13 protein-coding genes and 2 pseudogenes are annotated in these 13433 nt (G+C 65.4%); 6 read left to right on the top strand and 9 right to left on the bottom strand.

What is annotated here, in order from left to right; all coding sequences use genetic code 11:
• The first annotated feature begins 63 nt into the window (after positions 1-63).
• Entirely contained in the window at positions 64-792 is a 729-nt protein-coding gene (gene cysZ, locus DFS21_RS00700) for a sulfate transporter CysZ (RefSeq protein WP_111531689.1), read from the top strand.
• Positions 793-905: 113 nt separating this feature from the next.
• Here cysZ and DFS21_RS27150 read toward each other — a convergent pair.
• Together DFS21_RS27150 and DFS21_RS27145 are read right to left on the bottom strand one after the other, a co-directional pair.
• Positions 906-1325: pseudogene (locus tag DFS21_RS27150) on the bottom strand (methyl-accepting chemotaxis protein); the annotation flags it as partial.
• A gap of 174 nt (positions 1326-1499) precedes the next feature.
• Positions 1500-2132: pseudogene (locus tag DFS21_RS27145) on the bottom strand (PAS domain-containing protein); the annotation flags it as partial.
• Between the two features lie 269 nt (positions 2133-2401).
• On the opposite strand from DFS21_RS27145, the gene DFS21_RS00690 reads away from it, so the two are divergent.
• On the top strand, positions 2402-3613 hold the full coding sequence (locus DFS21_RS00690) for a glycosyltransferase family 1 protein (RefSeq protein ID WP_110700608.1): 1212 nt from the start codon (positions 2402-2404) through the stop codon (positions 3611-3613).
• Here DFS21_RS00690 and DFS21_RS00685 read toward each other — a convergent pair.
• Complete coding sequence (locus DFS21_RS00685; protein WP_110700609.1) at positions 3582-4685, bottom strand: NADH:flavin oxidoreductase; 1104 nt, start codon at positions 4683-4685, stop codon at positions 3582-3584. The genes DFS21_RS00690 and DFS21_RS00685 overlap by 32 nt on opposite strands.
• A gap of 251 nt (positions 4686-4936) precedes the next feature.
• Between DFS21_RS00685 and DFS21_RS00680 the strand changes: the two genes are divergently transcribed.
• Both DFS21_RS00680 and DFS21_RS00675 read left to right on the top strand, forming a co-directional pair.
• Entirely contained in the window at positions 4937-5284 is a 348-nt protein-coding gene (locus DFS21_RS00680; RefSeq protein WP_110736870.1) for an HPF/RaiA family ribosome-associated protein, read from the top strand.
• A gap of 129 nt (positions 5285-5413) precedes the next feature.
• Entirely contained in the window at positions 5414-5713 is a 300-nt protein-coding gene (locus tag DFS21_RS00675; protein ID WP_110700611.1) for a DUF3509 domain-containing protein, read from the top strand.
• A gap of 3 nt (positions 5714-5716) precedes the next feature.
• On the opposite strand, the gene DFS21_RS00670 is transcribed toward DFS21_RS00675, so the two are convergent.
• The gene (locus DFS21_RS00670) at positions 5717-6187 is read right to left on the bottom strand and encodes a phosphate-starvation-inducible protein PsiE (protein ID WP_031315617.1); all 471 of its coding nucleotides are present in this window, start codon (positions 6185-6187) and stop codon (positions 5717-5719) included.
• Positions 6188-6405: 218 nt separating this feature from the next.
• On the opposite strand from DFS21_RS00670, the gene DFS21_RS00665 reads away from it, so the two are divergent.
• The gene (locus tag DFS21_RS00665) at positions 6406-6669 is read left to right on the top strand and encodes a YebG family protein (RefSeq protein WP_111531688.1); all 264 of its coding nucleotides are present in this window, start codon (positions 6406-6408) and stop codon (positions 6667-6669) included.
• A gap of 87 nt (positions 6670-6756) precedes the next feature.
• Here DFS21_RS00665 and DFS21_RS00660 read toward each other — a convergent pair whose 3' ends face one another.
• Entirely contained in the window at positions 6757-7776 is a 1020-nt protein-coding gene (locus DFS21_RS00660) for a Glu/Leu/Phe/Val dehydrogenase dimerization domain-containing protein (RefSeq protein ID WP_094010269.1), read from the bottom strand.
• A 123-nt stretch (positions 7777-7899) separates the two neighbouring features.
• On the opposite strand from DFS21_RS00660, the gene DFS21_RS00655 reads away from it, so the two are divergent.
• Positions 7900-8706 (top strand): SirB1 family protein, encoded by an 807-nt coding sequence (locus DFS21_RS00655; RefSeq protein WP_110700615.1) that lies wholly within the window; start codon positions 7900-7902, stop codon positions 8704-8706.
• Here DFS21_RS00655 and DFS21_RS00650 read toward each other — a convergent pair.
• From DFS21_RS00650 to hmgA, 4 genes are read right to left on the bottom strand one after another with little or no spacing between them, the layout of a single operon-like run.
• Complete coding sequence (locus DFS21_RS00650) at positions 8695-10044, bottom strand: aromatic acid/H+ symport family MFS transporter (protein ID WP_110700617.1); 1350 nt, start codon at positions 10042-10044, stop codon at positions 8695-8697. The two genes, DFS21_RS00655 and DFS21_RS00650, sit on opposite strands and share 12 nt — an antisense overlap.
• Positions 10045-10095: 51 nt before the next feature.
• Positions 10096-10725, bottom strand: a complete 630-nt coding sequence (maiA, locus tag DFS21_RS00645) for a maleylacetoacetate isomerase (RefSeq protein WP_110700619.1) — start codon at positions 10723-10725, stop codon at positions 10096-10098.
• Positions 10726-10738: 13 nt separating this feature from the next.
• On the bottom strand, positions 10739-12031 hold the full coding sequence (gene fahA / locus DFS21_RS00640; RefSeq protein ID WP_111531687.1) for a fumarylacetoacetase: 1293 nt from the start codon (positions 12029-12031) through the stop codon (positions 10739-10741).
• Between the two features lie 3 nt (positions 12032-12034).
• Positions 12035-13336, bottom strand: a complete 1302-nt coding sequence (hmgA, locus tag DFS21_RS00635; protein ID WP_111531686.1) for a homogentisate 1,2-dioxygenase — start codon at positions 13334-13336, stop codon at positions 12035-12037.
• Positions 13337-13433: the final 97 nt, after the last annotated feature.

Below are 13433 nucleotides of genomic sequence, written 5' to 3'. Positions count from 1 at the left end.
CGCCTTTCGTCGGCGCGCCAAACTCGGTAAGGTCAGCGCGTTTTCCTCAAGCGGAGCACTCCGATGCAAGCCCCCGTCCTGTCCGGCCCGCAGTACCTGCGCGAAGGCCTGAAACTGGTCCTGAGCCCCAGCCTGCGCCTGTTCGTGCTGCTGCCCCTGGCGGTCAACCTGCTGCTGTTCGGCGGCCTGATCTACTTTGCCGGCCACCAGTTCAGCCTGTGGGTCGATGCGCTGATGCCCACCCTGCCCGACTGGCTGGGCTTTCTCACCTACATCCTGTGGCCGCTGTTCGTCGCCCTGGTGCTGTTGATGGTGTTCTTCACCTTCACCCTGCTGGCCAACGTCATCGCCGCGCCGTTCAACGGTTTCCTGGCGGAAAAGGTCGAAGTGGTGGTGCGCGGCCAGGACAACTTCCCGCCCTTCAGCTGGAGCGAGCTGATGGCCATGGTGCCACGTACCCTGAGCCGCGAGATGCGCAAGCTTGGCTACTTCCTGCCGCGGGCCATCGGCCTGTTCATCCTGTCGTTCATCCCGGTGGTGAACGTGATCGCCGCGCCGCTGTGGCTGGTGTTCGGTATCTGGATGATGGCCATCCAGTACATCGACTACCCGGCGGACAACAACAAGATGAGCTGGCAGGACATGCTCGCCTGGCTGCGCGCCAAGCGCTGGCAATCGATGGGCTTTGGCGGGATCACCTACCTGGCGCTGATGATTCCGGGAGTCAACGTGCTGATGATGCCGGCGGCGGTGGCCGGGGCGACGTTGTTCTGGGTGCGGGAGCGCACTTGAAAGGGCCGGGGGCGCGTTGCGCCCCTTTCGCCGGCAAGCCGGCTCCCACAGGCACAGCGCAACCCTCTGTAGCAGCCGTCTCGCCGCGGCAGCTAAGCAAGACGCTGAACGGATCAGTGGCTTAACTGGCTGGAAAACTGCCCCACTGCATCCACCACCTTCTTCGCTCCTTCCTGGATCTCGACGATCACCCCGCCGGTATCGGCGGCCAAGGCCAGGCCCTGCTCGGCCTGACGCTTGCTGGTGTCGATGATGTCCACCGCGGCCTGGGCCAGCTGTTCGTTCTGCTGCACCACCTTGGCGATTTCCTCGGTGGCGCTGCTGGTGCGCGAGGCCAGTTGGCGCACTTCGTCGGCGACCACGGCGAAACCACGGCCCTGTTCGCCGGCCCGTGCGGCTTCGATGGCGGCGTTGAGCGCCAGCAGGTTGGTCTGCCCGGCGATGTCGCTGATGGTCTTGATGATCGCGCCGATCACCTTCGACTGCTTGTCCAGTGCCTGGATGCCCTCGGCGGCTTCCTGCATCGAGCCCTCCAGCCCACGCATCACCTCGACGGTCTGGGTTACCACGTCGGTGGCCTTGCGCGCGCTGTCGTCGGTTTCCAGCGAGGTGGTGTAGGCGATGTCGGCGGCCTGGGCCACGGCCAGTTCCTGGTTGACCTGGTCGGTGATCACAGTGGCGAACTTGACCACTTTGTAGAGCACGTCATGGGCGTCGATGATCGGGTTGTACGAGGCCTCCAGCCACACCACGCGGCCATGGGCATCGATGCGCTTGAAGCGCTCGGCAACGAATTCGCCGCGGCGCAGCCTGTTCCAGAACTCCTGGTAGCCCGCCGAGTTGGCTTCTTCCGGCTCGCAGAACATGCGGTGCGACTTGCCACGGATCTGATCGAGGGTGTAGCCCATGGTCTGCAGGAAGCGGTCGTTGGCGGTCAGCACCTGGCCTTCGAGGTTGAACTCGATCACCGCGGTGGAGCGCATCAGGGCCTTGATCAGGCTCTCATGCTCGCGGGAGGTCTCGATGGTGCGGGTCAGGTCGCTGGAGTGCAGGGAGAAGTACTTGATGCGCCCGTCGCTGTCCTTGACCGGTTGCAGGATCGAGCGCAGCCAGGCCTCTTCGCCGTTGCCACGCAGCAGGCGGAAGGCGCCGTTGAGGTGCTCGCCCCGGGTGATGGCGTGCTTCATGCGCTGATAGAAATCGAGCTTCTTCACATGGGCCGGGACGATCTCCTCGATATTGCGCCCGATGAGCTGCTCGGCGCGGTAGCCCATTTCGGCCTCGAAGTTGCCGTTGACCGACTCGATGCGCCCCTGTGGGTCGAGCTGGAGCACCAGCATCTCGCTGTCGAGGCTGTTCTTGACCTGCTCGATGGACATCAGTTCTTCGCGCAGTTGCTGGATTTCTTTCTTCAGTTTGCTGTTGAACATGGCCGCTCTCCCGGAGCGAATTCCCGTAGTCGAATGCATCTGCATCGGCTGCGTCCCGAGAGTTCTTGAGTGCGTTGCAAGGAAATATTCATACGGATGAAACTGCCGGGAATCAGGCGTCATCCGCACGTCACAAAGGCGTCATATGGCCGCAATGGGGGCGGCGGACACTTTTTGCCATGAACACACCGTCCTTGCGCATCACCCTGGTCAGCGAAACCTTCCCACCCGAGATCAATGGCGTGGCCAACACCCTCGGCCGCCTCAGCGAGGGGCTGCGCCAGCGCGGGCATCAGGTCGAACTGATCCGCCCGCGACAGGCCGCCGACAGCGCAACGGGCAACGATGACGAACTGCTGCTGTGCCGTGGCTGGCCACTGCCCGGTTACCCCGGCCTGCAGTGGGGCGAAGTGTCGATGCACAAGCTATGGCGTCGTTGGCGTCGGCAGCGTCCGGACGTGCTGTACATCGCCACCGAAGGCCCCTTGGGCCTGAGCGCCCTGCGCGCTGCCCGGCGCCTGGGCGTGGCGGTGGTCAGTGGCTTTCACACCAACTTTGCGCAGTATTCGGGGCAGTATGGCCTGGGGCTGCTGTCGCGGCTGCTCACCCACTACCTGCGCTGGTTTCATCGGCGTACCGCCATCACCCTGGTGCCCAGCATCAGCCAGCGCCTGGAACTGGAACGCCGCGGCTTCGAACGCCTTGGCCTGATGGCCCGCGGGGTCGATGCCGGCCTGTTCAACCCGGCACGGCGCAGCCAGGCCCTGCGCGGGCAGTGGGGGCTGGGCGCGGATGACCTGGCCGTGCTGCACGTCGGACGCCTGGCCGCAGAGAAAAACCTGGCCTTGCTGCGCCCTTGCATGGAAGCCCTGCTCAAGGCCTACCCGCACCGGCGGCTGCGCCTGGTGATCGTCGGCGATGGCCCACTGCGCGGCCAGCTCGAACAGCAGTTGCCCGATGCGGTGTTCTGCGGTGCGCAGCGCGGCGAGGTACTGGCCGAGCACTATGCCAGCGGCGATTTATTCCTGTTCCCGAGCCTGACCGAGACCTTTGGCAACGTGGTGCTCGAGGCGCTTGCCTCGGGCCTTGCCGTGGTCGCCTACGATGAAGCCGCCGCCGCCCAGCACATCCGCCACGGCCATAGCGGTGCGTTGGCCATGCCGGGTGACCAGGCGGCATTCATCGACGCCGCCTGCTGGTTGCTGGAGGAAAGCGAGACCCTGCGCCGGGTGCGCCTCAATGCCCGCCAGCACGCCAGCCGCCAGGGCTGGCCGGCGATCATCGAACAGTTCGAGGGTTACCTGTACGGAGCCTGCCGCGAGTTGCAGAGCACCCGCGAACAGACGCCGCCCCTGGTGATCAAGCCAGGTTCGTCAGCGCCTCACGGCTGAACGGCAGCACGTCTCCCTCACGCCCCTCGCGAACCTTGCGCGCCCATTCGGCATCCACCAGCAAGGCGCGGCCCACAGCCACCAGGTCGAACTCCTGGTCCTGCAGGCGACGCAGCAAGCCTTCGAGGCTGGCCGGCTTGGCCACCTTGTCGGTAGCGACCATGAACTGCAGGAACTCGCCATCCAGGCCGACGCTGCCCACGGTGATGGTCGGCTTGCCGGTGAGCTGGCGGGTCCAGCCGGCCAGGTTCAGCTCGCTGCCCTCGAATTCTGGCTCCCAGAAACGCCGGGTAGAGCAGTGGAAGATATCCACACCCGCCTCGGACAAGGGCTTGAGGAACGCTGCCAGGGCCTCGGGAGTCTGCACCAGGCGTGCGTTGTAGTCCTGCTGCTTCCATTGCGAGAAGCGCAGGATGATCGGGAAATCCGCGCCCACGGCCTGGCGCACGGCCTGGATCAGTTCGATGGCGAAACGCGAGCGTCCTGCCAGGTCGCCGCCGTATTCGTCGTCGCGACGGTTGCTGGCCTCCCAGAAGAACTGGTCGATCAGGTAGCCGTGGGCGCCGTGGATTTCCACACCGTCCATGCCGATGGCCTGGGCATCGCGCGCGGCTTGGGCGAAGGCGGCGATCACCTCGCGAATGTCGTCGTGGCTCATCTCCTGGACCAGTACCTGGCCATCCTTCTCCTTGCCGCTCGGGCCATAGCCAGGCACCTCGGCATCCGGCTCGGTGCCCAGGCGGCGCACACTGCCCACGTGCCATAGTTGCGGCACAATACGGCCGCCTTCGGCATGGACCGCGTCGACCACACGCTTCCAACCGGCCAGGGCATCTTCGCCATGGAAGCGCGGCACATTGGGGTAGCCATTGGCGGCCTTGTGCCCGACCGTGGTGCCCTCGGTGATGATCAACCCGACCCCGGCGGCGGCGCGGCGACGGTAATAGTCGACTACTGCGTCATGGGGCACGCCCCCGGGGCAGAAGGTGCGGGTCATCGGTGCCATGACCACTCTGGTGGGCAGATCGAGGGTGCCGAGGGTGAAGGGCTGGAACAGAGGGTTGCTAGACATGCGGCGCTCCCGACAGGTGAGGAAATGCGCCTGAGCTTAGGGGCCGCCTGGCGGATGGCCCAGCATTATTGATTGCAGTGATCGGCCGTCATCGTTGTGAGCAGAGCGATTTGCAACAGGAAATTTATTTTCAGAAAGGGCTTGAATTCATCCGACAGTTGCCTGACTTTAGAGTCAAGAGGCGCAGGAAAACCAACGCCCTCAGTGGCCTAGGCGCGCCTCTCGCGAGCAAGCTGAATAAGGATTGAATCATGCAAATCCAGGTCAACAGCAGCAACCATATCGAAGGCAACATCCGTCTCGACCAATGGGTCCGCAGTACCCTGCAAAGCAGCCTCGAACGTTACGAGGACGACCTCACCCGCATAGAAGTCCACCTGCGTGACGAAAACGGCGCCAAGCCCGGTCCCCACGACAAACGCTGCCAGATGGAGGCTCGCCCTAAAGGTCACCAGCCGATTTCCGTGACCCACACCGCCACTTCGCTGGAGCACGCCGTCGATGGCGCGGCCAGCAAGCTGAACCACGCCCTGGAGCATTTCTACGGCAAGTTGCGTAGCAAGCGCGGCGTCCTGGAACTGAGTGATCCAGACGCCTGACCGACAATGGTTCAGACAAGAACGCCCGGCCTTGCGCCGGGCGTTTTCGTTGCTCACCGATCAGCGGGCCTGAACCAACCTCGGCCGAGCCCGGTCAACTTCTGCAATCATTCACTGCAGAACCCGACCATGAACAATCCCTTCGATCAGATCAGCGCCGCCTTCGCACCGGAGTACCGGGTCAACCTGAGCATCGAACGCCTGGACGGCAGCATCATGCTGACCCTCTCCGACGACAGCGGCGTGGTCGCCAAGCGCCTGATCAGCCAGGCCCAGCGCAACGACCCGGTGCGTCTGCAACGAGTCATCGACAGCATTCGCCTGGGCCTGGCCATCGAGCTGGGGCAAAACCCGCTGGAAGTGCTCGCAGCCCTGACCCGCCCCGCGCAGGGCGAGCGCCGTGTCCCTGTCGTCGGCCTGGCAAACTGAGGGTTATTTGCCCTCGTCCACTTCCTTGCCGCTGGCATCCAGCGCCTTGGTCGACGGGTAGCGGTACGACGCATAGCGCACCACCAGGATGGCGAAGGCCAGCAGCAGGATACCGCCGCACACGTACAGCAAGCCGACATCCGGCGCCTTGTGGTGCGAGACATCGCCGATCAGCAGGCGGGTCAGCGCGGTGATTGCCACGTAGAGCAGGAAGCGGATCGGCATGTGGTTGGTCTTGAAGTAGATCCCCACCATCGCCCCCAGCTCCAGGTAGATGAACAGCAGCAGGATGTCATCCACGCTCACCCCGCCCTTGCCCAGCATGTCCAGGAAGGTCACCACCGCCGCATAGGCGGTGATCGCGCCGATACCGAACAGCGCCAGGTAGTGGAAGGCCTCCACACACAGGTTGCCCAGCGAGTCGGCGGAGCCGTGCAGGCCCTTGCGCAGCTTTTCTGCCCATTTGATGTTCACGATGTTCGATTCCTGATACTGAAGGTCTGGTGCCATGCAGTTAAAGGGCCATGGCTCCTGTCTTGGAAGGCGGTCGATTGCCGCAGGGCACCTGTGGGCTACGCTGATTTTCAGTTTGCCTGGCCATCATTGCGGTTGCAGGGTGATGGCCTGGCGATGTACTGTATAAAAATACAGTTGTCCGCAACCCAATCAGCAAAAAGGCACAGAGGTGATGAATGGCCGTCGAAGTGGTGTATCGCAGCAGCCGCAACCCGGAGCGCTTGTTCATGGATAAGGCCGAAGCAGACCGTCACGACAAGATGCTCGAACTGGCTGAACGCCTGGCCGAGGTACTGCATAAGGCCGTGCCTTCGATGAGCGAGCAGCAGGTAGAGGAAGCCGGCATCTACATGGCCAAGAACCGCGATGTGTTCGCCCGGGCATTCAAGAGCCAGCCCGATGCGCTGGCGGAGCTGCTCGAAGGCGGCTCGGTGGAATAATGACTCCATCGCGGGGCAAGCCCGCTCCCACGAGGTTTTCCGTGGATGCGGGCCTTGTGGGAGCGGGCTTGCCCCGCGAAATGGCTTTCAGCCGTACAACAATCTTTCCGCCAGCATCTGCGCCACCCGTGCCGGCGAACGTTTCTCCGCCTGGGCATGGGCGAACACTTCGGTCAGCCGCGACGGTATCCGCGCCAAGTGCGCGGTAATGGTCCCCAGCCCCTCGCCCCGATGGGTCAGCGCCACATAGATCAACCCACCGGCATTGATCACGTAGTCCGGCGCATACAGGATGCCCCGGCTCTCCAGCTGGTCGGCCACCTGCAGCGTGGTCAACTGGTTGTTCGCCGAACCCGCCACTGCCGCGCAACGCAGTTGCATCACGCTCTGCCCATTCAACACCGGCCCAACGCCACACGGCGCGAAGATATCGCACGGCGTGCTGAGCAAGGCTTCATGGGCCACCGGGTGGGCATTGAGCTGCTCCACGGCCAGGCGCACCTTGCCGGCATCCAGATCGCTGACCAGCAATTCGGCACCCGCCGCATGCAGTTGCTCGGCCAGCGCATAGCCGACGTTGCCCAACCCTTGCACCGCCACTCGCAGCCCCTCCAGGTTGTCACTGCCAAGCCTGGCCATGGAGGTGGCGCGGATGCCGGCGAACACGCCCAGCGCCGCATGGGGCGAAGGATCGCCCGAGGCGGTGGTGCTGGTGACGTAGGGAGTGGCCTGGGCAATGCAGTCCATGTCGAGGGTCGAGGTGCCGCTGTCCACCGCGGTGATGAAACGCCCCTGAAGCGTGTCGACGAAGCGCCCGAACGCCTCGAACAGCGCTGCACGGTTTTCCACATGCGGATTGCGCACGATCACCGCCTTGCCGCCGCCCATCGGCAAGCCAGCCAGGGCTGCCTTGTAGCTCATGCCCTGGGCCAGGCGGATGGCATCGGTCATGGCGCTCTCGTCGTCGGCATAGGGCAGGTAGCGACAGCCGCCCATGGCCGGGCCCAGTTGTTCGCTGTGAATCGCCACCACGGCCTTCAGACCCGTGGGCGGGTCGATGAACAGGTGCAGTGACTGGGTGCGGGTGCTTTGCATGAGCGCGAACATCGACGGGCTCCCCCGAGAGGTGCTTCTACCAGTATAAACAGGTCAAGGCCGCACACCGCGCGGGCGGACCACTGGACGAAAAGCCGCGCCAGGGCTACAAGTTAAGCGTGATGGAGAAGCCCCATGAACCCACGCCAAGCCTGCCTGGCCTGCCTGGAACGCGAGCCGGTCGCCCTGCTGGAAGCCGCGCTGTGGATAGCCGCCGAGCATGATCGCACTGTCGAGCCCGCGGCCAGCCTGGCCAGGCTGCATGAGCTGCAACGCGAAGTCAGCACCAGCCTGCCGATGCTGCCGGTCAACGAACTGGCCCAGCCGTTGCTGCGCCAGCTCAACGCACTGGGCTACCAGCAGGACGAGTACCACCCGTTGCGCCCGCACGTGGCCTTGATGGACAAGGTGCTGCAACGTCGGCGCGGCCAACCTCTGCTGCTGGCAATCCTTGCCCTGGAGCTGGCACGGCGGCTGTCGATCCCCCTGGAAGGCGTGAACTTTCCCGGCCACTTCCTGCTGCGGGTACCCGGTGCCGACCACCTGCTCGACCCTTGTGGTGGCCGGCGCCTGTACCCCAACGACTGCCGCGAGCTGCTCGCTCGCCAGTTCGGCCCACAGCTGCCGCTGACCGCCGAACACCTGCGAAGCGCCTCACCGATGCAGATGCTCCAGCGCCTGTCGCGCAACCTTCGCCAGTTGCATATCAGCAACGACAACGACCTCGCGGCGCTGATCGATGCCGAGCGGGTCATGCAACTGGGCCCGGTGCAGGTCGGCGACTACCTGGCCCGGGCCACGCTGTACCAGCACCTGGACTGTCCCCAGGCAGAGCGCTTCGACCTGGAGCACGCCCTGCTGCTGACCGACGACCCGGTGCAGCGCCTGAAACTCACGGAACGCCTCGGTCAGTTGCCCAACGGCAAACGTTCAATCCATTAATGCCTCGCCCTTGACCGTCGCTTCGCGCGGCTGCGGTGCGCGGACCCGGCTGATCAGCAGCGCGCCGAGCAGCGCTGGCACGGCGCAGAAGAAGAAGATCTGCTCCACTGGCATGTGCAACGTCAGCAGCAGACTGCCGAGCAACGGTCCGAGGATCGAGCCGAAGCGCCCGACACCCAGGGCCCAGCCGGTGCCGGTGGCGCGCACCTGGGCCGGGTAGAAGTTGCTGACGAAGGCATTGAGCGTCAACTGCCCGCCAATGATGCAGAACCCGGCGGCGAACACACTGGGCACCAGCCAGCGCGGGTCGTCATGGTTAAGGCCAACCAGCACGCTGAACAGCGCTGCGCCCAGCAGCACGCCCGCCAGCAGGTGAGCCTTGTTGGCCATGCGGTCGGCGCACCAGGCCAGGCACACCGCGCCGAAGGTGCCGGCGAACAGGAACAGCGAGGTAACCAGGTTGGCCTGGTTCAGCGCCAGCCCGCTTTCCTGCAGCAGCGACGGCAGCCAGCTGATCATGAAGTACAACAGGATCAGGCTGACAAAGAAGGTGCTCCACAGCAGCAGCGTGGGCCGGGCGAACCCCTCGCGAAACAGCGCCACCACGGTGAGCTTGCTGTCCGCCGGCTCGTCGCTGGCGATGCGCGCCGCCGGTACCTGCCAGCCCGGCAGCAGGCGAGCGGTGACCCGCTGCAACCGCGCATAGGGCGGGGCGTCGCGCAGCAGGCGCGGCAGCGATTCAGGCAGGAACAGCGCCAGGAACGGGAACAGCAGCAAGGGCGCCACGCCGCCAGCGAGGAACACTGCCTGCCAGCCGTAATGATCGATGAAGCCCGCAGCGACGAAGCCCCCAGCAGCGCCACCCAGGGAGAAGCCGCAGGCCGCCAGGGTGACCATCAGGGTGCGCAGTCGAGGCGGGGCGTAGTCGGCCATCAGCGCCATGGCGCTGGGCATCGCGCCGCCCATGCCGATACCGCAGAGAAAGCGCGCCAGCATCAGGCTGTCGAGGGAAGAGGCGAACACCATCAGCAGCGTCAGGCTGGCGTACAGCAGCACGCAGCACAGCAGCACCCGGCGCACACCGAAGCGGTCGGCCAGTGGCGTGACCGCCAGCGAACCGACCGTAAGCCCCAGCAGGTTGGCGCTGAACACCGGCCCGAAAGCGGCCTTTTCCAGGCCCCAGTCCTGGGCTAGCGCGGGGATCACATAGCCCAGCACCTGGGCGTCATAACCATCGGTGACCAACAACAGGATCAACAGCAGCAGCAGGCGCCACTGGTAGGGTGACACCGGGCGCGCGTCGAGCGCCGCGCGAAAGCTGGCTATCTGGTTGTGCATCGCAAGGTCCCTGTCTTTTGTTGTTATGAGTGCAGGTGCGGGCGGTGGCGATCAGTCGGGCGTGTCGGGCTGCCTCGCCGGGTGGGCCTGATGGAAGGCCGGGTGCTGCCCAGCCAGGGCGGCCACCCGGCGAATGCGCGGGTAGCCACCGAGGTCGATGTTGAAACGCTCTGCCGCGTACAACTGTGGGATCAGGTAGACGTCGGCCACGCTGGGCGTCGCCCCGAAGCAGAAGCCCTCATCGCCGATCAGTTGCTCCACCGCCGCCAGCCCCTGGCCGATCCAGTGGCCGATCCACTGGTTGACCTGTGCCTCGTCGTGCCCCAACTGACGCAGCTGGTTGAGCACGCTGACGTTGTGCAACGGGTGGATATCGCAGCCGATGATCGCTGCCACGCCGCGCACCCTGGCCCGGGCTTCGGGCGCACGGGGCAGCAGTGACGTTTGCGGGAAGGCTTCCTCCAGGTATTCGATGATCGCCGGCGACTGCACCAGCAACTCGCCAGCGTCCGTACGCAGGGCCGGCACCCGCCCCTGCGGATTGAGCGCCAGGTAGTCCGCCCCGCGCTGCTCGCCCTTGAGCAGGTTCACCGGCAGGGCCTGGTAATCCAGGCCCTTGAGCGCCAGGGCGATGCGCACCCGATACGACGAGGTGGAGCGGTAGTAGGTGAACAGTTCCATCGCCCTGCCCTCCTCAGTTGGCCGCGACGATGGTGCCACGGCATTCGCCGAAGCCGATGCTGGCCACGCCATCGCGCACGCAACGGGCGCGCAGGATGATCTCGTCGCCGTCCTCGAGGAACTTGCGCACTTCGCCGCTGGCCAGTTCCACCGGGTGCTTGCCGCCTTCGGTGATCTCCAGCAGGCTGCCGAACGAGCCTGGCGCCGCGCCCGACAGGGTGCCCGAGCCGAACAGGTCGCCCGGTTGCAGCTGGCAGCCGTTGACGCTGTGGTGGGCGACCATCTGCGCCACGGTCCAGTACATGCTGCGGGTGCTGCTCAACGTGAGGCGATGCGCCGGCAGGTTCTGCTCGCGCATGCGTTCGGTCAGCAGCAGCACTTCCAGTTCGATGTCGAAGGCGCCGGCGGCCTGGTCGCGCTTGTCCAGCAGGTATGACAGCGGCTGCGGGTCACCCTCCGGACGGGCCGGCTGGGCGCAACGGAACGGCTCCAGGGCCTCGGCAGTGACCACCCATGGCGACACCGTGGTGATGAAGCTCTTGGACAGGAACGGGCCCAGCGGCTGGTACTCCCAGGCCTGGATATCGCGCGCCGACCAGTCGTTGAGCAGGCAGAAGCCGGCCACGTGTTCGGCAGCGTCACCGATCGGGATCGGCTGGCCCATGTCGTTGCCCTGGCCAATCCAGATGCCCAGTTCCAGCTCGTAGTCCAGGCGCGCGCAAGGGCCGAAGCTCGGCTCGGTCTGACCCGCCGGCAGGGTCTGGCCCTTGGGGCGGCGCACGTCGGTGCCGGACGGGCGGATGGTCGAGGCGCGGCCGTGGTAGCCGATCGGCACGTGCTTGTAGTTGGGCAGCAGCGGATTGTCCGGGCGGAACAGCTTGCCGACGTTCTTGGCGTGCTCGATGCCGACGTAGAAGTCGGTGTAGTCACCGATCTTCGCCGGCAGGTGCAGCTGGCATTCATCGGCCGGATACAGCGCGGCCTTCAGGGCCGTCTGGTGCTCGCTACCCTCGCCCAGCAGCACCAACAGGCGCTCGCGCAGGGCAACACGGGCCTCGCGACCAAGGGCGAAGAAGGCATTCAGCGCACCACCGACGGTGGCTTCGACGGCAGCCTTGGCCGCCCCCTCGAACAACCCGGCGGCCAGCACGGCCTCGAGGTCGAGGATCGCGTCGCCGATGGCCACGCCGCAACGTGGCGCCTGCTCTGGGCGGCTGAAGATGCCCAGGGGCAGGTTCTGCAACGGGAAGTCGCGGTGCCCGTTGGCGTGCTCGACCCAACTGCGGGCAATGGCGGTGTGGTTCATCGGTTATCTCCGGTTCGGGTTGAAGGTGCTCGGCAAGGTGGCCCAGCAACTATCGTAGTCGGCCTGCAACTGCGGGCTTTCGAGGGCCTGGCGGCTCGGGCGCAGCACCTGGCTGGTCTCGAACATGAAGGCCATGGTGTTGTCGATCTTGTGCGGTGCCAGGTCTACCGAGATGGCCTTGTCGCAGGTCTCGGCATCGGGGCCGTGGGCGCTCATCACCCCGTGCAACGAAGCGCCGCCGGGCAGGAAGCCTTCGGCCTTGGCGTCGTAGGCGCCCTGGATCAGGCCCATGAACTCGTTCATCAGGTTGCGGTGGAACCATGGCGGACGGAAGGTGTTCTCGGCCACCATCCAGCGCGGCGGGAAGATCACGAAGTCCATGTTGGCCATGCCATGCACGCTGGTGGGCGAGGTCAGTACGGTGAAGATCGACGGGTCGGGGTGGTCGAAACTGACCGTGCCGATGGTGTTGAAGCGGCGCAGGTCGTACTTGTAAGGCACGTTGCTGCCGTGCCAGGCGACCACGTCCAAGGGCGAGTGCTGCAGCTCGCAAGCCCAGTGCTCGCCGAGGAACTTCTGCACCAGTTGCACAGGGCCGGTGCTCACTTCGTAGTGGGCGACGGGGGTCAGGAAATCACGCGGGTTGGCCAGGCCGTTGCTGCCGATCGGGCCTAGATCCGGGATGCGCAGCGGCGCGCCGTGGTTCTCGGCGATGTAGCCGCGAGCCTGGGCATCGAGCAACTCGACGCGGAACTTCATGCCCCGAGGGATCACCGCAATCTCCAGCGGCTCGACCTCAAGCACGCCCAGTTCGGTGGCGATGCGCAGGCGACCTTGCTCGGGCACCAGCAGCAACTCGCCGTCGGCGTTGAAGAACACCCGCTCCATGGAACGGTTGGCGCGGTAAATGTAGATACTTACGCCGGCCGGTTTCTCCGCTGCCGAGTTGGCCACCATCGGTAGCCAGCCGTCGATGAAGTCGGTCGGTTCGGACGGGATCGGTTGCGGGCTCCAACGCAGGCGGTTGGGATTGACGCCTCCCAACGGCCCGTTCAGCGGCTGGCGCTCCAGGCGCTCGAAGCGTGGGTGCAGGGCCGATGGGCGAATGCGGTACAGCCAGGTACGGCGCAGCTCGCTGCGGGTCATGGTGAACGCGGTGCCCGACAGCAACTCGGCGTACAGACCATAGGGGGCTTTCTGTGGCGAGTTCTGCCCGACCGGCAGGGCGCCGGGCAGGGATTCACTGGCGAATTCGTTACCGAAGCCGCTCAGGTAGGCCAGTTCGGGTGAGGTGTCGCGGGTCATCTCGGAGCCTCCGGGCTTCTAGGAGCCATGATGGGCGATTGGCTGCAGGCCCGATCCTGAAACCGGCACCCAGGGCGGCAGCACGTCTGCGTTGCTT

This window comes from Pseudomonas sp. 2848, assembly GCF_003253945.1.
GTDB lineage: Bacteria > Pseudomonadota > Gammaproteobacteria > Pseudomonadales > Pseudomonadaceae > Aquipseudomonas.
The sequence above is the reverse complement of the archived record's forward strand: the minus strand, read 5'-3'. Positions and strand labels throughout refer to the sequence as shown.

Bases quoted from the DNA above. Each gene is read 5' to 3' on its own strand.
- cysZ (WP_111531689.1), top strand. From the start codon at position 64: ATGCAAGCCCCCGTCCTGTCCGGCCCGCAGTACCTGCGCGAAGGCCTG.
- DFS21_RS00690 (WP_110700608.1), top strand. From the start codon at position 2,402: ATGAACACACCGTCCTTGCGCATCACCCTGGTCAGCGAAACCTTCCCA.
- DFS21_RS00685 (WP_110700609.1), bottom strand. From the start codon at position 4,685: ATGTCTAGCAACCCTCTGTTCCAGCCCTTCACCCTCGGCACCCTCGAT.
- DFS21_RS00680 (WP_110736870.1), top strand. From the start codon at position 4,937: ATGCAAATCCAGGTCAACAGCAGCAACCATATCGAAGGCAACATCCGT.
- DFS21_RS00675 (WP_110700611.1), top strand. From the start codon at position 5,414: ATGAACAATCCCTTCGATCAGATCAGCGCCGCCTTCGCACCGGAGTAC.
- DFS21_RS00665 (WP_111531688.1), top strand. From the start codon at position 6,406: ATGGCCGTCGAAGTGGTGTATCGCAGCAGCCGCAACCCGGAGCGCTTG.
- DFS21_RS00660 (WP_094010269.1), bottom strand. From the start codon at position 7,776: ATGTTCGCGCTCATGCAAAGCACCCGCACCCAGTCACTGCACCTGTTC.
- DFS21_RS00655 (WP_110700615.1), top strand. From the start codon at position 7,900: ATGAACCCACGCCAAGCCTGCCTGGCCTGCCTGGAACGCGAGCCGGTC.
- DFS21_RS00650 (WP_110700617.1), bottom strand. From the start codon at position 10,044: ATGCACAACCAGATAGCCAGCTTTCGCGCGGCGCTCGACGCGCGCCCG.
- maiA (WP_110700619.1), bottom strand. From the start codon at position 10,725: ATGGAACTGTTCACCTACTACCGCTCCACCTCGTCGTATCGGGTGCGC.
- fahA (WP_111531687.1), bottom strand. From the start codon at position 12,031: ATGAACCACACCGCCATTGCCCGCAGTTGGGTCGAGCACGCCAACGGG.
- hmgA (WP_111531686.1), bottom strand. From the start codon at position 13,336: ATGACCCGCGACACCTCACCCGAACTGGCCTACCTGAGCGGCTTCGGT.